The 19,265-nt window shown below is 41.4% G+C and carries 17 protein-coding genes; 13 read left to right on the top strand and 4 right to left on the bottom strand.

From position 1 onward, the window contains the following. The first annotated feature begins 21 nt into the window (after positions 1-21). From ACTHRG_RS04745 to ACTHRG_RS04760, 4 genes are all read left to right on the top strand, one after another. Positions 22-1,050: an asparaginase gene (locus ACTHRG_RS04745; protein WP_440230652.1), complete on the top strand. Its 1,029-nt coding sequence runs from the start codon at positions 22-24 to the stop codon at positions 1,048-1,050. Between the two features lie 19 nt (positions 1,051-1,069). After that, a complete protein-coding gene (locus ACTHRG_RS04750) occupies positions 1,070-3,085 on the top strand; it encodes an ABC transporter ATP-binding protein (protein ID WP_076257239.1) in 2,016 nt (671 codons plus the stop codon). A gap of 376 nt (positions 3,086-3,461) precedes the next feature. Next, positions 3,462-3,803: a hypothetical protein gene (locus ACTHRG_RS04755; RefSeq protein ID WP_076257241.1), complete on the top strand. Its 342-nt coding sequence runs from the start codon at positions 3,462-3,464 to the stop codon at positions 3,801-3,803. Positions 3,804-4,261: 458 nt separating this feature from the next. Beyond that, positions 4,262-4,759 carry a hypothetical protein gene (locus ACTHRG_RS04760; RefSeq protein ID WP_076257243.1) on the top strand — a complete coding sequence of 166 codons (498 nt, stop codon included), beginning with the start codon at positions 4,262-4,264 and terminating at the stop codon, positions 4,757-4,759. Positions 4,760-5,021: 262 nt separating this feature from the next. Here ACTHRG_RS04760 and ACTHRG_RS04765 read toward each other — a convergent pair whose 3' ends face one another. From ACTHRG_RS04765 to ACTHRG_RS04780, 4 genes are all read right to left on the bottom strand, one after another. Continuing rightward, a complete protein-coding gene (locus ACTHRG_RS04765; RefSeq protein WP_440230653.1) occupies positions 5,022-7,136 on the bottom strand; it encodes an SA1320 family protein in 2,115 nt (704 codons plus the stop codon). 13 nt (positions 7,137-7,149) lie between these two features. After that, the gene (locus ACTHRG_RS04770; protein ID WP_283935186.1) at positions 7,150-8,082 is read right to left on the bottom strand and encodes a DUF1672 family protein; all 933 of its coding nucleotides are present in this window, start codon (positions 8,080-8,082) and stop codon (positions 7,150-7,152) included. 104 nt (positions 8,083-8,186) lie between these two features. Further along, entirely contained in the window at positions 8,187-8,324 is a 138-nt protein-coding gene (locus ACTHRG_RS04775) for a hypothetical protein (RefSeq protein ID WP_440230655.1), read from the bottom strand. A 93-nt stretch (positions 8,325-8,417) separates the two neighbouring features. Then, complete coding sequence (locus tag ACTHRG_RS04780; RefSeq protein WP_440230656.1) at positions 8,418-9,320, bottom strand: DUF1672 family protein; 903 nt, start codon at positions 9,318-9,320, stop codon at positions 8,418-8,420. Between the two features lie 490 nt (positions 9,321-9,810). Here ACTHRG_RS04780 and ACTHRG_RS04785 point away from each other — a divergent pair, with 490 nt between their 5' ends. The 9 genes from ACTHRG_RS04785 to ACTHRG_RS04825 all read left to right on the top strand — a co-directional run bounded on the left by ACTHRG_RS04785 (position 9,811) and on the right by ACTHRG_RS04825 (position 19,243). Further along, complete coding sequence (locus ACTHRG_RS04785; RefSeq protein WP_440230657.1) at positions 9,811-11,289, top strand: extracellular solute-binding protein; 1,479 nt, start codon at positions 9,811-9,813, stop codon at positions 11,287-11,289. Positions 11,290-11,353: 64 nt separating this feature from the next. Then, a complete protein-coding gene (locus ACTHRG_RS04790; protein WP_440230658.1) occupies positions 11,354-12,346 on the top strand; it encodes an ADP-ribosylglycohydrolase family protein in 993 nt (330 codons plus the stop codon). Then, positions 12,346-13,386 (top strand): ADP-ribosylglycohydrolase family protein, encoded by a 1,041-nt coding sequence (locus tag ACTHRG_RS04795; RefSeq protein WP_076257260.1) that lies wholly within the window; start codon positions 12,346-12,348, stop codon positions 13,384-13,386. The genes ACTHRG_RS04790 and ACTHRG_RS04795 overlap by 1 nt, the downstream gene beginning before the upstream one ends. A gap of 276 nt (positions 13,387-13,662) precedes the next feature. After that, the gene (locus tag ACTHRG_RS04800; RefSeq protein ID WP_076257261.1) at positions 13,663-15,021 is read left to right on the top strand and encodes an acyclic terpene utilization AtuA family protein; all 1,359 of its coding nucleotides are present in this window, start codon (positions 13,663-13,665) and stop codon (positions 15,019-15,021) included. A 12-nt stretch (positions 15,022-15,033) separates the two neighbouring features. Further along, on the top strand, positions 15,034-15,345 hold the full coding sequence (locus ACTHRG_RS04805; protein WP_076257262.1) for a DUF4387 domain-containing protein: 312 nt from the start codon (positions 15,034-15,036) through the stop codon (positions 15,343-15,345). Positions 15,346-15,355: 10 nt separating this feature from the next. After that, the gene (gene rbsK, locus ACTHRG_RS04810) at positions 15,356-16,282 is read left to right on the top strand and encodes a ribokinase (RefSeq protein WP_076257263.1); all 927 of its coding nucleotides are present in this window, start codon (positions 15,356-15,358) and stop codon (positions 16,280-16,282) included. After that, on the top strand, positions 16,254-17,153 hold the full coding sequence (locus ACTHRG_RS04815; RefSeq protein ID WP_076257264.1) for an ABC transporter permease: 900 nt from the start codon (positions 16,254-16,256) through the stop codon (positions 17,151-17,153). Before rbsK ends, ACTHRG_RS04815 begins: the two co-directional genes overlap by 29 nt. An 11-nt stretch (positions 17,154-17,164) precedes the next feature. After that, the gene (locus tag ACTHRG_RS04820; protein WP_083675297.1) at positions 17,165-18,055 is read left to right on the top strand and encodes a carbohydrate ABC transporter permease; all 891 of its coding nucleotides are present in this window, start codon (positions 17,165-17,167) and stop codon (positions 18,053-18,055) included. Between the two features lie 39 nt (positions 18,056-18,094). Further along, entirely contained in the window at positions 18,095-19,243 is a 1,149-nt protein-coding gene (locus ACTHRG_RS04825) for an ADP-ribosylglycohydrolase family protein (RefSeq protein WP_076257265.1), read from the top strand. Positions 19,244-19,265: the final 22 nt, after the last annotated feature.

Genomic DNA, 19,265 nt, shown 5'->3' on the forward strand with positions numbered 1-19,265 from the left:
ACTAGATTTGGAGAGGATAATATGGAAAATCCAATTGTGGTTTATCGTGGACCGTTTATTGAGAGCACGCACAATATCCATGTGGCTGTTGTGAATGGAATGGGCGAGGTACTCTATTCGTACGGTGACCCGGGGAGGATGACATTTCCGAGATCGTCGATGAAGCCATTTCAGGCAATAGCCGTTGTTGAGACGGGTGCTGCAGACCGGTTTCAATATGATGAAGCAGACCTTTCTCTTATTTGTGCGTCCCATAGCGGGGAGCATTTTCACAGAAGCCGTGTCATGAATATTTTGAGCAGGACCCATTTAGAGGAAACAGCGCTGCAGTGCGGCACTCATATTCCAAGGGACATGGAAAGCTACAACGAGCTTGTCCGCAGCGGCGGGAAGCTCACCCCTGTTTTCAGCAATTGCTCAGGAAAGCACTCAGGGATGCTGACAGCCGTTGTCCACATGGGTGAGGATGTGGCCAGTTACCGGGAAGTAACGCACCCCCATCAGCAGCGGATTTTGGATGTGATTGAAGACGTATGCGGCTATCCGAAAGACCAGATCGAAATAAGTGTGGATGGCTGCGGTGTACCGGTTCACAGTCTTCCGCTGAAACATGCGGCGATGGGTTTTGCCAGGCTGGCTCAGCCATTTGCCTGGAGTGAAGGGGAACGCCCGCGTACGCTTGAAAGAATACGGAAAGCCATGACGAAGCACCCTGAAATGGTCGGCGGAACAGATCGGTTTGATACAGATTTAATGAAAGCATTTAATGGGCGAATTGCTGCGAAAGCCGGAGCAGAAGGTGTTCAATGTCTTGGCGATGTGAAGACAGGCCTTGGGATCGCCATCAAGGTAGAGGATGGAAATGCCCGGGCGGTGAGTGTAGCCACAATGGAAGTGTTGAAGCAGCTCGGCATCGGGGATGAGCATATTTATCAGCAGCTGTCCGAATATGTGAATGCGCCGGTATTAAATGCCAGAAAAGATCGGATTGGACATATAGAAGCCAACTTTCAATTGGCAGCAGGAGAACGAATACTGACAGGAAGCTAAGGTAAAGGAGTGAGACGATGTGGAAAAATTGCTTGAATTAAAAAATCTCCATGTTTCCTTTAGTACATATGCAGGCAAGGTACAGGCTGTAAGAGGGGTTAATTTATTTTTGAAAAAGGGAGAAACCCTGGCGATTGTAGGGGAATCCGGGTCAGGAAAGTCGGTCACCTCTAAAACGATTATGAAGCTTCTGCCGAGCAGCTCAGCCAAAATTGATGATGGGGAAATCCTTTTTGAAGGAAAAAACCTGGTTCATTACTCAGAAAAAGAAATGCAAAAAGTCAGAGGTTCCGAAATATCCATGATCTTTCAGGATCCAATGACTGCCCTGAACCCGACGATGACAATTGGGAACCAGATCATTGAGAGTCTCATGACTCATCAGAAAATCGATAAAAAGCAATCTGCTCAGAAGGCTATTGATCTATTAAAGCTGGTAGGGATTCCGAATGCGGAAGTCCGGATCAAGCAGTATCCTCACCAATTCTCAGGCGGTATGAGACAGCGCGTCGTGATCGCGATCGCTTTAGCCTGCAATCCGAAAGTGCTGATTGCAGATGAACCCACAACAGCTCTGGATGTGACCATACAGGCGCAAATTTTAGATCTGATGAAAGATATTCAGAGAAAGATGGGTACATCCATCATTATCATCACGCATGACCTGGGAGTAGTTGCAAATATTGCGGACAGGGTGGCGGTCATGTATGCGGGCAAAATTGTGGAGACCGGGACTGTAGAGGAAGTCTTTTACAAACCTCAGCACCCTTATACTTGGGGGCTTCTTGGCTCTATGCCGAATATGGAAACAAGAGATGAACTTGTGGCAATTCCCGGGACTCCTCCTGACCTTCTGAACCCGCCAAAAGGAGATGCTTTTGCAGAAAGAAATGAGTTTGCACTTAAGGTAGACTACTTGCGGGAACCGCCAATGTTTAAGCTGTCTGATACACATTATGCGGCTACATGGCTGCTTCATGGGAAAGCGCCCAAGGTCGAAAAACCAGCTGTTATAAATAAAAAGCGTATAGCTGCAGCAAAACCTGTGCAAAAGGCTCCGGATGTTAAGGAAGCAGTCCAGGAGCCGTTAGTTGAAATCAAAAACCTTAAGAAGTACTTTCATACAGGGAAAAGTGAGGTTTTAAAAGCAGTAGATAATTTATCCTTTACGGTTTATAAGGGTGAGACGCTTGGATTGGTTGGTGAATCCGGCTGCGGAAAATCAACAGCGGGAAGAACACTTATGCGTCTCTATGAAGCTACAGGCGGGGAAGTGCTTTTTCAAAACGAAAAGGTGCATGGCAAGAAGAGTCCGAAAGAATTACTTGAGTTTAACCGCAAAGTCCAGATGATCTTTCAGGATCCATATGCGTCCCTTAATCCGCGAAAAACAGTTGCGGATATTATCGCTGAAGGAATTGATATCCACGGGCTGGCATCAAGTAAGGAAGAGAGAAGACAGAAGGTATATGAACTGCTCGAAACAGTTGGTCTGAACAAGGACCATGCCAATCGCTATCCGCATGAATTTTCCGGCGGACAGCGTCAGCGAATCGGGATTGCCAGGGCACTTGCGGTTGAACCGGAATTTATTATTGCGGATGAACCAATTAGTGCATTGGACGTCTCGATTCAGGCCCAAGTGGTCAACCTGCTGAAAAAACTCCAGCGAGAACGGGGGCTGACGTATTTGTTTATCGCGCATGACTTATCCATGGTCAAGCATATCAGTGACCGGGTAGGTGTGATGTATCTTGGAAATCTGGTTGAACTGGCATCATCGGATGATTTATATGATGAACCCCTTCATCCTTATACCCAGGCACTGCTGTCAGCTGTTCCCGTTCCGGATCCTGACAGGGAGAAAACAAGAGAGCGTATTGTCCTGGAAGGAGACCTGCCAAGTCCAAGTAATCCTCCAAGCGGATGCCGCTTTCGGACTCGCTGCCCGCATGCCGCAGAAATGTGCGCCAGCACTGTTCCAGTATGGAAAGAAGCTAAGCCGAACCATTGGGTGGCTTGCCATTTGTTCTAACTTGAATGATATATAAAATGCCGGGCCTGCGTGGCCGGCATTTTTCTGTTGTATTGGGGTTCAATACTCTTTTAAACCAAGTGGGAAATTATGAGAGATTGCACAGGGTACCGGGAAAGAACTTCTGCTTGGCAATTATGCTCAAATTCCAGAAGGAGATTCGGCAGAGTTGCTGGTTATGCGGCCTTATGAAGCAAGGATCTATAGAATTTTGAACAAGCGGTGAAATGATGAATGAACCTCTTGCATAGTATGAGTTATTCTTCCTAGTAAGCCGGAAAGCATGAGGACGGTTGAACCGTCCCCATGTTCACCTGAAATTGTCACATTTATCTTAGGAAATTTGTTATATACTATAAAAGAGGAGGTGTGAATAATGAACGAAGCAAAAATGGAAAGTATGCTTGCCCAATTAATAAAAATGGTTGGCAGTCTTCAATCTGATATGCAGGAAATGAAAAAAGACCAGCAGGAAATGAAAAAAGACCAGCAAGAGATGAAAATAGAACAACTAGAAATGAAAATAGAACAGCAAGAGATGAAGATCGAACAGCATGAGATGAAAAAAGATCTGCAGAAGCTGGAAACCAAAAGTGATCAGCGCCATCAAGAGATCTTAGAGCACTTTAAAATCCTTGAAAGAGACCAGGATTTTATATGGGAGAAAACCGCTAGAAATGAAAGAGATATTGGCAATATTAAAAGACAGCTTCTTTGAAATAAAAATTCAATGTGTAATTTAAAAAGATTAGTTACACACCAAAGTCTTTATTTTCCCCTTTTTTTCTCTTCTTTGGTTATAGCTCTTTTATAGCTTCTTTGCTAAACACCCCACAAACAATTTCAAACATAAGGTAAAGCACTGTAGATGCCAGCATCTAGAGTGTTTTTCTTTGTTTGAAATTAACTTCAGGAAGAGAGCCCTCTCCTGGTTTCTCTGAACTTCTCCTGAATTTTCTTTAGCAAAGCCTTGCTCCGAATTTTATAACATTTAAGGGGAACGTATATATAGTGGGCTGTGCATTCGTATGTTACATTATATTTATAGATTTACATTGAATGCTGATCCTATTGAAGCAAATGTGGAGATTAGACTCAGCAGATGTGCTCTTTATTAAATTATGCCAAGCCAATGCCATAGTGATGCAGCTTTTATGGAATATGGGAGGAACAAGGATGTCTGCTATAAAGTTTATAAATCTTGATGGAGAAGAAATATATGTGTTTAACAGTGCCATCTATATTTTTGAATCGTCATCCGGAAGTACACTGGAAGTAGACATGATTGTTAGCGAAGTTACTCTAAGAAAATATCAGGGCAGGGACAGTCTGATCACAGAAGTTGAGTTGGAGGACGGCAGGCAGATAAGCTCCTTTATGTTTCTAAAGGCTGTGCCAGGGAAGCTGCCCCGGCTGAGCTTATTTTGCGAAATAGATTCGGAAGAGTCATATGAAGGGCTCTTAAGAATAAGAGAGGATGCTCCGGATTTTCCCGATATTGAAGCGGGCATTACCCTGGAAGAGATTCGAAAAGTGGAGATGCCGAATGAAAAAATCACACTTAAGTTAAACCTGCCCATTAACCAGGTGGAATGGCTGAAGGAGCAGAAAAATAAGGAATTGAATGAGCTTTTTAGAGAGCTGTTAGAGGAGTATCTTGAGAGGGCAGAATAATCCAATCCAAAGTTTTTGTAGGGGACACTTAGCAGCGGCTGCATAAAGAGCAGCTTTGGGCTGTATGGTGAACTTGCAAATAGAGTTATTAAACCTGCAAATAGATCAATCAAATTGCAAATAGCCGCCTGAAACCTGCAAATAGATCAATCAAATTGCAAATAGACAATTAAATTCTGCAAATAGACTATCAAATACCGCAAATTGATTCCTATATAAAAGGAAAACCGAGCTGCCACTCAGCCCGGTTTTTTAAATCCTGTTAATTTATCGTCCCGCGATCCACCTGTTCATACAATATCCCCATATTACCCTTCACTTTTTTCGAAACCTCACACAATGCCTCAATCGCTTCAGCTTTGTGATTCCCAAGCTGATACACCACATCATCAAACAGCATTTCCATTTCTCTTAAAATAGCAATGGATGCAAGGTTATAGAGGTGGACATTATAGTAGCCGCTGTTATTGAATATGGCTGTTTCGACATAAGGCCTGAAATTCTCTAATAGAGTAGGGTACTCCGCCATTAATCGGTCTAAACCTTTTCTGATGCCTTCAATCGTGCCGGCAAACTCATCCAAAGGCTCCAGCGCGTTATTGACGCTGTTTCGGATTTTATCGTCAAAGTCCGAAAACAGGCCGAATAGCTTGCCGGGGATGGTGTAGTCCAAGGCGAATTTGGTTGCGCCTTTGATAGTGCTCGACAGGAGTTCAAGTGCATTTTCAATGTTCAGGGTAATCACCCAGCCCTTATGCAATATAGGCATGAGAAGTGCCTGGGTTGATGCAGTGAAAGCAGAATAAGACGTATCCATCTGGAATTCCTTAATCTTCATCCTCAGCTCCATATAAGGGGAATCTTCCAGCTTATATGTGTTCGTTCCCTGCACGGATATAGAATTGGAATGGGTGGATTTGCTTCTAATCGACTGTCCAAGGGAATGGTCCCGGTCATGAAAGTTCGAGGCAACATCCTGAACTTGTTTCTGATATTCCCCGATATGCGAAAGAAGCTTATCCCTGTTATTGTTCACGATCCCATAATGGGCTTTTAACTCACTGACTACAGCATCATACCAGAGTTCCTTTCCTCCCTCAAACAGCTCCGGAATTTTATTGGAGATGATTCGGATAAGGCTTTTGGAAAGGTCCTGAACATCTGCTTTCAAATCATATAAAAAGCCGCGGATTTCATTAAAGATGCCTTCCACATTGACGTTCGTCCGGAAAATATGTTCAAGCAGCTCAGCAGGCGGGGAATTCAGTATATAGTTCAGGGATTTAGCATGACTTTCCGCCACATTTAACAAAGATACCAAATGATCAATTTCGGCCGTTAAACGATTGCTGATGGAGGTAATTCCCATAAACAGAGGCTCACTGATCAGGTTTTCAAACATCTCTTCGAAAATCTTTTGCAGGCGGCTGAGCCGTTCATAATAACGGCTGGCTTCATCGTCTACTATGGCAACCGAATTACCCAAGTACTCGTGAGCAAGGTTCAGTCTATCCATCACATGGCTTTGCAGGGAGGAAGCAAGAAGATCCAGATTCTCCTTGTTAATCTCGATGCGATCTGAGTGCCCGCCATACAGCGGTAATCCCGTCCAGATGCTGGATACGATATGGGCATCTGCATCTACATAGATTTTGCCATAGCCTGGCTTGCCGACTTCTCCGATAACATAAAACTGAGTGCCATCTTCATTCCTCAGATAGCCTGTATGGTTTGTAGCAAGCTTTGAGAATTCTGGAATCCCATTGAAGATTTCATACTGTTTTCCTGGAATCCTGCCATGCAGATCCAATGCGATTAAAGTCTGAGTCAGCACATCGTAGCTGCTGAAGTAGTTTGTGATGTTGTCATACGTTTTATCAGGGTCCATCATTCCATCAGGAAGGAGGGCAGGGTTCAGTGTTACGGCCTTAACCGCTGGATTTTCAATTGCTACTGCACCAACCAGACCGCCGCCAAGTGAATTTCCTGCGATCGATTGGACGCCGCCAAATTGTTTGTATTTTTCATTCATTTCATTAAAATAATTTCTTGCTTCAGCTAGCTGTGCAGGTGTCAGGTCACTTAAAAGCTGGGCATCTGTAATAATATCCTGCTTGCCGTATTCTCCATGTGCATCTGTTCCTACATAGATGATGGATATTTCTTCAGTCTCCATATTTACAACTGTCATTGCATCAAGCCCGGTTGGATCTTCATAGTGCTCGTGGCGAACCTGATATTTTATTCCATTTACTTTTAGGATTTCCCCTTTTTGGGGATAGGTATAGGCATAGTAGCCAGCTAGCTCAACCAAATCTTTATCATTGTTTATGGAGATATTTTCATTTATATTTGGTGAACCATTAAGTGTATTCATTTATTCACCTGCTTTATTCTTTGATAATATCTTTTAGTAAATCCAGTGAATTATCTCCCATACCGCTGGAGCTCTGCTTATCAATAAAATTATCATTTAACACAAAACTATATGAACCTCTAGGGATTGAGGTCATTTCTTCAAGGTCTTTTATGATTTGATCAAACAACTTTTTATCTGGATTTGCACTTTTATCAGCCATAAATAATTGAATATTAATGAAAAGGTTTTCTGCCGAGAATGAATTGTCCTCAAAAGCCTTCCTGAGGTTTTCTGCACTTTCATCAGGATTTTTCATGAAAAGGTCATATACAGGTTGGATAGCTGTCTCATCGGCTATTGAAATAAAATAATAAGGGGTTGAGAAACCCTTGCCTCCAACTTTTTGAATGGCTTCATAAGTTTTGCCAGTAATTTGACCTTCTGCTGCAAGTGAATCAAAGTAGTTATCGAGTTGATTAAATTCTTCTTTGAAGATCATGCCATACAACCCGCCTTTAATGGCATTCTCGACCTGGAATTCGTCCGCCCATATCTTTTCCGTCATTACTTTCTTTTCCAGTTCATCTATTGGTACTACAGCATAGGTGTAGAAATGCGGTTCGCCTTTTGATTCTACAAACACAGTGGCCCCATCCTTTGCACCAACCACATTATGCACAGTTACGTCTGTCATATATTTCTCTTTGAAAAAGCTGGTGGCAGCTTCCTCTATCTGAGCAAGGTTTTTATCAGCAATTTCATCTGTCACTCTTCCATATGGTAATGCATAGCCCTCACCTGTATAATCCTGAACGCTAATCTTAGTTTCTTCAGAAGGGGCAGCCTGTGTTTCTTTTGTTTTTTCAGTGTCTTGATTGTTATTTGTGCTATTCATACCAGAACATCCTCCAAGCATTAATGATATCCCAACACTGCAGAGTAAAATTTTTGTTTTCTTGTGCATTATTTACATGTCCTCCCTAAAGGAATGTGCCATTCAAAGTTATATCCCTTATTTTAGCGGATAGAGTTATATTTTTACAGTTTAAACGTGGAAAATTACACTTTTTAGGTGAAAATAGGTAAATAGTCAGATAGGGGAAGGGAAGATTGTACTAAAGTTAGATCGTCCATTGTTTCTTCAGAGGCGGCAGCCTGTGTTTCTTTTGTTTTTTCACTGTCTTTATTGTTATTCGTGCTATTCATACCAGAACATCCTCCAAGCATTAGGGATATTCCAATAATAGTAAGCATTATTCTTGTTCTAATATTCATCGCTCCAATAATCCTCCCTACCTTTTAATCTCTCACAATATAATCCGGATAGCTCCTCCTTAAAGAATTATCTTTAACACCTTGAAACGTTTCTCTCTGAATCAGGTTGTCATTTAAAGTAAAGCTATAGGACCCTTTGGGAATACCGCTCATTTCTTCGAGATCCCTGGTTACCCGATTGAAAATTTCCTCACTCGGCTCTGCACCTTTATCGCTCATGAATAGCTGAATATTAATAGAGAGATTTTCTGAGTCAAATAGGTTTTCAGCAAAGGCATTCCTTAACTCTTTTTTACTGGCATCAGGTTTTCTTAAGTATAGGTCATATACTGGTTTAATCGCTGCCTCAGCACTGAGCATGTTAATAAAATAATAGGGAGTCATAAAACCGAGACCGCCTGCATTCTGAAGGGCTTCCTTTGTTTTCCCCGTTACGCGCCCTTCTTCTGCAAGGGACTCTAAATACCCATCGAGTTTTTGAAACTCTTCTTCAAAAATCATGTGATATAAACCGCCCTGAATGGCTTCCTGTATTTTGTATTTCTCAGCCCCAATGAGGTCAGGCAACACCTTATTATCCTGAATCTGAACATAAGCATAGGTATAAAAATGCGGTTCACCCATTGATTCCACAAATACCTTAACACCCTCCAGAACACCGACCATATTATGTACCTTCACATCGGTTTTGTATGTTTCCTTGAAATATTTAATAGTGGCTTCCTCAATCACAGCCCGGTTTTCTTCAGCGATCTTATCTGTTTTTTTCCCGAAAGGCTGACGGTATTCTTCCCCAGTGTAATCCTGAACACGGATATACACTTTTTGAATATGTTCCTCTTTACTATCACGAAAGAAGCTGGAACACCCTCCAAGAAAAATAGACAACCCAATTAGTACAAGCAGGAATATTCTTTTCATAGGCATGTTTTTCCTCCAGATTAGATGATTGCTTTTTATTTTAGTGTAAAAAGTAAGTTTATTACAGTCATAAATATGAAATTTTACACTAAATATGTAAATTAGGAAGAAGGTATTGTATTAAGATTATTTTGTGAATAGAAATCAATTGAATTTTAATGAAATCAAGAGCATATCCATACAAAATAATTTACAAAGTAATTTGAATTTTTAATAGTTGACTTTAGAACCACTTTCAATTATCCTAAAAGGGAATAAAATATGTAACCGGTTACATAAGAGGATATAAAGCTGGTTATCGCATCCTAACAACATCTTCTGATTGCATATTGTTAGGAATAACTTTTTTTAGCTAATTGTGTAACCGGTTACATACAATTGTAATTCTGGTTAATATTATCCTATTAAACTCCTAATATGATGAATGGCAAGGGGGGGGAGCAATCGTTCATCGATTCAATTAGAATATGAAAAAAACTTTCTAGGGGGAAAAGTAATGAGAAAATCTTTAATTGCCATACTAAGCCTTATTTTGGTTCTGGGTTTACTGGCAGCTTGTTCGAACAAAGAAGAAGCAGGTCAGGGAGATAATAAAGATAAAGGGGGAGCCACAACAATCCGTATTGTAATGAAAGATGATAACAGCTCTAACCCTGTATCAGAAAAATATTATGATGCGATAGAAAAAGGGCTCCTTGAAGATGAAAATATTAAAGTGAATTTTGAATTAGTCGACCTCCCGCAAGGCAATTATGCAGAGAAGTTAAACCTGCTTCTCAATAGCGGCGAGATTCCTGATATGATTTATTTCCAAGGCGGAGATCAAGCCATTGCTGAACAAGGATTATTAGAGGATTTAAGACCTTACATCAAGGATTCAAAATATCTAAAGGATATCATTCAGCCTTTTAACGAAAAAAGACTTGCAAATTATCCTTACTTACTCTGGATTAAACCTCTTGCTCCTAAAGTTCCTGTCATCAGAGGAGACTGGTTTAACCAAATGGAAACGTCTAAAGCACTAATGGAAAATCCAACTGTGGATACTTACTATTCATTTTTCAAAGAATTAGTTGAAAAACAGCCTGGCGGCGATAAACCTAAATATGCCATTACAGTTGCCGGCGACATTGCAGAAATCGATTATATGTTTGATATGGCTTTCGGAATCAATAAGACTTGGCTGCAAAAAGAGGACGGCTCTTACGAATACGCAAGAGTTTCAAAGCAGCAAAAAGAAAAGCTTGAATTCTATAATAAGTTATATAAAGAAGGTCTTTTGGATCCTCAATACTTAACAAAGCAATGGGATACGAAAGAAAAAGCATTCTTTGATGGGGATGCTGCGATCATCCCTGGTACAGCTGGTAAAGTAATCGATATTTATGAAGGCAAAATGGTTCAAGTGAGCGGAGAAGAAGCTTCACTGGTCATGCTGCCGCCAGCAAAGGGTGAATATCAAGGTTTTGGTGCTACGGATGTTACAAAAGAATCAAGAGGTATTGCAATCTCTGCTAATTCTGAGAATAAGGATCTTGTGTTTAAGATACTGGATTATATGGCGAGTCCTGAAGGACAAATGATCGACCGATTCGGGTTCGAAGGCGAGCATTATAACGAAGTGGATGGAAAGCTGCAGCTTACTGATAAATATTACAGTGAATGGTTTGCTAGATTCTGGGAGCCGGTTGATTATACACCAGCTACTCCAGTGGATGAATCGACACCATTATTAAGTGAATCTGCAGAAAAGTCACTTCAATCAGCAGAAGAGTTTTATGAAGAAGACAATAGCTTCATAATCCCGGAAGAATATGTTGCTAACTGGGATGCTATGCAAAACCTGTATATGGAATTTACAACGGACATCATTACGGGCAAGCGTCCAATCTCTGACTTCGAAAAATTCGTTAAAGAGTGGAACGAAGCTGGCGGAGAACAGATTACAGAACTTGCAAATAAAAATTTAAGATAATACTAAAAAAGTGGAGACTCTGTTCTCCACTTTTTTAGCAAACTTTTGCATAGGGGGATCTCATTTGGATTTCGAACAATGGTATAAGCGGGTATATGGCTGTTTAATAGGATTATCAGTGGGTGATGCATTGGGAGCTCCAACAGAAGGCCTGGCTTTGGAAGAGATACGAGAAAGATATGGCTGGATCAATGACTTTGTCAATGACGATCCGGTGGGAACAGATGATACCGAATATACAATGCTGACAGCAAAAATTATCTTGAAATATGGAAACAAATTAAACTATGAGGATATGACAAGAGAATGGACTAACTATCTTGTTTCTCAGGAAGGCGGCTTTAAAGGCGGCGGCTTTAGTGAAGTTGAGGCCATCTTCAATCTTCGAAAAGGGCTTGCTGCTCCTGTCACAGGTGTCGATAATTACCAAATGTGGAGCGACGGAGTAGCCATGAGAATTTCTCCGATTGGGATCTATTGTGCAGGCAATCCGAAGGAAGCGGCCAGGCTGGCTGAAATTGAAGCAAGAGTCAGCCACGATCGTGATGGGGTATATTGTGGTCAAGCTGTAGCCGCAAGTGTTGCTTATGCTATGACGGGAGACGATTGGCAAAAAGTAATTGAAACAGGGATGAACCACATACCAAGGGATTCCTGGACATATCGGAAAATTGACGAGGCTGTAGAAATTGGCACGAAGTATACGAATGTTCAAGATGCTATGGAAGAGCTCTACAACAAGATCTCCATTTTCTACTATCCATGGGCCGATATGGGACCGGAAGCTATTCCGCTCGCTTATGGTGTGTTTGCTGCAGCAAAGGGTGAGTACATTCCTGCTGTACTTGGCGGAGTCAATATTGGAAGAGATTCTGATACGATTGCGGCTATGAATGGTGCAATGGCAGGAGCATTGCATGGTGCTGACGCTGTGCCAAAGGATTGGCAGGACCGGATTAATATTATTCGGGGACGTTGTGTTTTGGCTATGAAAGGGATAGATGTCCGTGATATTGCCAGAGATTTAACAAACGTATTAATAGGAGGAAAAGAGTAATGTCTTATGATAAGATTTACGGTTCTCTTCTCGGGATGGCAATGGGTGATTCGGCAGGCTTTGCTGCGATGTATCATAGAGCGCTCGTACTTCCGCCTAAGAGGAGAAATCGTTTATGGAGCTTTAGCCAAATTACGGACCGGCATCGGATTAATAAAATCTCATTGCCTTTCACACATGCCATGAGCGAGGGAATTTTAGATTTCTGCGGAACAGATGATACAGAATTTGCGATCATCGCGGCCCAAATGATTTTGGATTGCGGGAATGAAATTACGGAAGAAAAATTACTTCATGGCTGGATGCAATATATAGTAGAACCGGAGCAGGAAATTTGGAGCGGTGTAAGTGAGAGAGCTTCTATTGAAAACATCAAAAAAGGAATCCTTCCACCGGCATCCGGCAATGACAATCCACATCACTATGATGATGGCTCAGTTTCACGTGCGGTTCCAATCGGTCTTATATATAAAAACCAGCCTGAAAAAGCTGCAAGTACAGCACAAAAAATGGCTTCTATCACAAATGCTGAAGATGGTGTCTATGCAGCTCAGGCAATGGCTGCCAGTATAGCTGTAGCCCTATCAGGTGCTTCACCGCAGGAAATAGTGGAAGAAGGATTAAAATATGTGCCGGAAAATACCTGGATTCGCAGAAAAATCGAGATTGCCTTAAATGTGCTGGAGGAAACCAATGGGGACGGATTTGCAGCGATACCGATATGGCAAAAGCGAGTAGTCAATGCAGTCTATAACTATGCAAATATTGCACCTGAAACACTTGCAGTGGCCTATGCCATTTTCCTAAGTACAGAAGGAGATCTGCAAAAAGGTATTCAGCTGGCCTCATTACTGCCGAAACAGTCCGATAGCATGCCTGCAATGGCAGGTGCTCTATCAGGAGCTTTACAGGGAGCAAATGCAGTCCCCGAAACGTGGAAGGAAGCATTAGATGAAATAAAAGGAATTTGTATTCCCAGTTTACAGGGGACCAGACTTAAAGATATTGCTGCCAAATTGGCCAGCCTTGAAAATGTTTAACGTTTAAAAATGAGTATATAGATAGATGCACGATTAACTCTAAGATGAGAGAAAAGAGTGATCGTGCTCCCTTATCTTTAATAAGAGCTGCCATTGAGAGATAAACCACATTGGTAGAATAATTGGTTGACAGGGAACAAGGAAAGACGGTAACATATGAATATATAGTATGTAACCGGTTACATGTCTTATTTTTTTGACAAAATGTGTAACCGGTTACACAAAAATGATTATTAAATAGAAAACAGACAAAATCCAGTTAAAAGAGGTTAAAACATGACTAGCAGTGATATACGTATTGTTTCTCCGTGCGGGATATTAGGATATGGATTTCCGGAAGAGTCTTTTAACAGGGCCTTTGAGAACAATCAAGAAATTCATGGAATTGTAGTGGATGCAGGGTCGACAGATGCAGGTCCGCATAAGCTTGGAGCAGGTGTAGCGATTGTAAGCCGCCGGGCAACCAAAAAGGATTTGGATATCATCATTAAAAATGGTGTGCCGCGGGACATTCCCATTGTTATAGGATCTGCTGGCGGAGCCGGTGCCAGGCCGCATATTGAATGGACGCTGGATATTATTAATGAAATCCTGGCAGAACGCAGCTTAACAGCTAAAATTGCCGTGATTTGGGCAGATTTTACACAGGAAGAAATTATAAAAGCAAACCAGGAGGGGCGAATTAACCCACTAACGCCAAATATTCCATCTCTAACAGCTGAAGTCATTCGAGAAACAAACAACATTGTTGCGCAGATGGGGCACGAGCCTATTTTGGAGGCTCTCGAAAACGGAGCAAATATTGTTGTCTGTGGAAGGGCATATGATCCATCGCCATTTGCGGCAGTTGGAATTTACCGAGGCAAAGATCCTGGCCTCTCCTACCATCTTGGCAAAATACTGGAATGCGGGGCGCTGTGTGCTGAACCAGGCACAACAAAGGATTGTATCGTTGGAACATTAAAGGAAGATTCCTTCACCGTCCAATCCTTGAATCCAATTCGCAAATGTTCGCCGATTAGTGTGAGTGCACATACTTTCTACGAAAAAGAACATCCATACATTTTGCATGGACCAGGCATCATCCTTGACCTTAGTCAATGTGAGTTTACACAAGTGAGTGACGGAGTTGTTGAGGTTAAGAATAGTAAGCTGCAAAAAAATGATCATTATTACATCAAGCTGGAAGGTGCGCGAAAGGTTGCCTATAGAACCTTTGTCATCGCAGGTGTCCGTGACCCGATCTTAGTAGGGAATATCGAAGAGATTGAGGAGCTTGTCAGAGAGCAGGTAAGGGATTATTACGAGGACATCCCAGAAGAAGATTATTCTATCAACTTCTATAATTATGGAAAAAATGGAGTGCTCGGTTCAAAAGAATCCGCACCATTCCAGGGGCATGAGATTGGTGTCATGTTTGAAGTGGTGGCCATAACACAGGAACTTGCAAACAGTATTTGCTCGAGTGTAAGATCGACATTTCTTCATTATGGATATGAAAATCGGAAATCAACAGCTGGAAATTTAGCCTTTCCATTTGCACCAAGTGATGTGGAGTTTGGACCTGTGTATGAGTTTTCTCTCTATCACCTAATGGAAATCACTGAAAGTCCATTTGTCATTGAGTATTTGTAAGGAGATGAAAACATGGCTGCTTTATATGAACTGGCTAAGGTATTACGAAGTAAAAATGCAGGACCATTTGAGCTGACATTCGATATTTTATTTGATTCCAAGGAAGTCTATGAGCGAGTCAAGAATTCAGGGGAAATCAATGAACAAACCATTTGTGAGTTATATAACCTCTCAAAAGACCAGATTGACCATCTCGTTTTCTATGATCAGGCACTTGGAATAAAGATTACGATTTTAAGAGATATCTCCTCAGGGACAATTGGGGACCGGGATGTATATGGGGCACAACAGCATGCACCGTTAATGAATATACTGATTGATTAGGATGATGAACATGCAGAGAATAGCCGTTGTTGGAAGTATCAATATGGATTATTTTATTGAAAGCGAGGTACTGCCTAAATTAGGAGAAACCGTCCTGGGTGAGAATTTCTTTCTTTCCATTGGCGGTAAAGGAGCCAATCAAGCTGTGGCAGCTGCCCGACTTGGAGGTGACGTGTCCTTATTCGGATCGGTAGGTGATGATGAGAATAGTGATCTTATTATCAAGAAGCTGGAAAAGGAAAATATCAATCTTGTAAATCTCCAATCCATAAAAGGATTGCCTACAGGAGCAGCATTTATTGAGCTTTGTCAAAGTGAGAATCGCATCATTGTAGTACCTGGTGCAAATTCGCGTACTAATGTTGACTATGTAAAAAATGCTGCATCAGAGCTGCTGAAATACGATGTCATTGTATTCCAGCTCGAGACACCTTTAGACATGATTGAGTATCTGGTTCCTCTCCTTTATGAACACGGAAAAACGATTATTATCAACCCGGCGCCGGCACAAACACTCAGTCAAGAGCTGATTAACAAGGTGACCTATGTCACACCAAATGAACACGAATACCAATTGGTGTTTAACACAAATGATTCAATGGAAGAGCTGCTTAAAAAGCATCCAAATAAATTAATCATTACGTGCGGTTCGGAGGGAGTTCGTTTCTTTGATGGAACAGAGATTAAATTAGTTCCTTCCATTGAGGTGATCCCGGTTGATACAACTGGAGCTGGAGATACCTTTTCTGGAGCTTTCGCTGTTGCCATTGCAGAGGGGAACTGCCTTGAAGACAGTATACGTTTTGGAAACATAGCCGCTGGTTTATCGGTCACTAAAAAGGGTGCTCAAACGGGAATGCCCAAGCGAAACGAAGTGACCCAATTTGTAGAGGAAAAGGAGTATAAAGATGAAAAAGGGCATACTGAAGCAAATTAAATCAAGCTGGGTCCTCTATCTTATGCTTTTTCCAGCCCTCCTTTATTTTTCGATCTTCCACGTCGTTCCATTAATCGGAATGAAGCTGGCATTTCAGGATTACCGGATTATCGGTGATAATGTTTGGGTCGGATGGAAGCACTTTAAGGTGCTATTTAGCTCCCCAGCCTTTATGGATGTATTAAGAAATACCATCATTATTAGCGTGATGAAAATTGTATTCTTCTTTCCAATACCGATAATTTTATCATTATTGATCAATGAAGTAAGAGTTGGGAAGTTTAGGAAATATGTACAGTCCATTGTTTATCTTCCTCACTTTTTATCATGGGTCGTTATTGCGGGAATCTGGATTGCATTGCTGAATCCCGAAGATGGCGGAGTCAACGTGATTCGCAGCTTTTTCAATATGCCTTCACTTGATTTCATGACAAGCAAGGACCATATACGCTGGGTACTGGTGTTCCAGGAAATATGGCGCAGTGCGGGATGGGATTCTATTATTTACTTGGCAGCCATTCTAAAGATAAGCCCTTCACTTTATGAAGCGGCTACAATTGACGGAGCATCCAAATTACAGCAAATGAGGTACATCACGCTGCCGTCTTTAACTTCAACAATCATGACAGTCTTTATTTTAAATCTGGGATTTTTCATGAATGCCGGTTTTGACCAGGTCTTTAATATGATGAACACTTCTGTCATCAGCGTAATCGACATTTTAGACACTTATGTATATCGAATCGGTCTCTTAAACGGTCAATATGCATATGCCACGGCAGCAAGCCTTTTCAAAGGTGTAATTGGGGTTATCTTAATTTTAAGTACACACTTTATCTCAAAACGCTTTACCGGTAAAGGTGTTTGGTAGGAGGTGGGACGATGATGAATAAATTTAAAAAACTGAGTATTTCAACCATTATAATTTACAGCATTTTGATTTTAATTTCACTGACAGTGCTAGTTCCGCTTCTTCACTTACTGGCAATGTCGTTATCAGATCCTCTCAAGGTCCATAAGCTAAGCGGTCTGGGAATAATACCTGAAGGGTTTTCACTCATTAACTATAAAATTCTGTTATCAAACCCTCTGATTATAAAGAGTATTTTTAATACATTATTCATAACTATTGTGGGTACGGCCGTGAATCTATTGCTTACAGCTATGACTGCATATGTGCTGGCAAGAACGAAATTTCCTGGCCGGAATTTTGTAATGATTTTCTTAATTGTAATTATGGTTTTCGAACCAGGATTAATTCCTGAATATTTACTGGTGAAAAATCTGGGATTGCTGGATACGTATGCGTCCCTCATCCTTTATAAAACTATTAATATCTTTTACTTGTTTATCATGATGAGGTTTTTTGAGGATGTTCCTGAAAGCATCCTGGAAGCAGCCCGTATGGATGGAGCCGGACACTTCCGTATTTTTACAAAAATTATGCTGCCGTTATCCAAGCCGGCTTTGGCAACAATGGGTCTGTTTTATGGAGTTTATCACTGGAATGAATACTTCCGGGCTACGATCTACTTAACGGACACTGGTAAATGGCCGCTGCAGCTTGTACTCCGGCAATTTGTAGTAGAACGTGATAACACCTCCCTGCTGGGAGCGCAAAACTTCCTATCCTATGATCAAATAGCAACCCTTGATTTTGCCTCCCTGCAGGCAGGAACGATTATTATCTCGGTTGTACCTTTACTGCTGATTTATCCGCTGATTCTAAAGTATTATGCGAAGGGTGCTTTTGAAGGTGGAGTCAAAGATTGAATATGAAATTTAAAGAATACAAAAAAAGGGGTTCTTCGTATGGTTACTTTTAAAGAACGAGTCAGAGGTGTTGTTATATCCACGGCACTGGGTGATGCAATGGGAGCACCTGTTGAAAAATTAAGCTATGAAAATATTAAAAAAATGTATAAGAGGGTTGAGTCACTCCGTACCAAATGGTACAAGGAAGATTACCCCGCAGACTTGAATTTAGGCAGGAGAAGAGGCAACGGTACAGTTACAGACGATACTCTTATGACTGTTGCTCTCATCAACGTCTATAACAAAGAAAAAAGGCATTTAGATGCTTATGACATGGGAAACGAATATGTGAAGGAAATTGCTTTTAGAAAAACATATATCCCTGAGTTTGGCAGAGAGGCGCTTATTATTGATCGCCTATTCTACCCGGAAAAATATATTTTTATGCGTCATGTATTAGCAAATTGTGAGCCGCGTGAAGGCGGTATTGGCAATATGATCAACTGTGGGGCTGCGATGTATATTGCACCTGTTGGGATTGTAAATGCCGGAAATCCGAAGGCTGCTTATGATGAAGCAATTTTGTTCGCCATGGGGCATCAGAGCAGCTACGGTCTGGAAGCGGCAGGTGTACTGGCAGCCTGTGTGGCAAAGGCGTTTGAAGAAAATGTGACAGTGGAAGAAATTGTCGAGACAGCCCTTTATTTTGCTAAGGATGGAACAAAGAATGCAATACGTGATTTAACTGAAGCTGCCAGGAAATTACGTTCGGAAAAGGCAGATATGGATACGGTTATTTCTACATTCCAAAATGTGATTGGAAAATACTCGCCAATGAAAGACGATGTACACCGTAAAATGGAGAAAGTTGGTGTTCCCTCCAATCACTATACACCAAGCAGGCTTTTCTCCATTGAAGAGCTGCCGATGGCGCTGGCGTTTATTATGTTAAACGATGGAGATTATTACGGATCCATTTTAGATGGCATCAATTCTGGCCGTGATACAGATTCCATCGGGGTAATGGCCGGTGTTATTTTAGGTGCGATGTATGGAGACAGTGTTATTCGTTCTGAGGATGTTGAGCTTTTGCAAGAAACGAACAAAATAAATTTAATCCAGACAGCTGACCATTTTTCAGAGACTGCCAAGCTGATTATTGAGCAAGACCTGCAGCTTAATGAAAAAAGAAAGAACATTCTTTAAAAAGAACTTTTGGGGACCAGGA

Origin of the sequence: Cytobacillus sp. SAFR-174, from assembly GCF_051964675.1 — a bacterium.
GTDB lineage: Bacteria > Bacillota > Bacilli > Bacillales > Cytobacillaceae > Cytobacillus.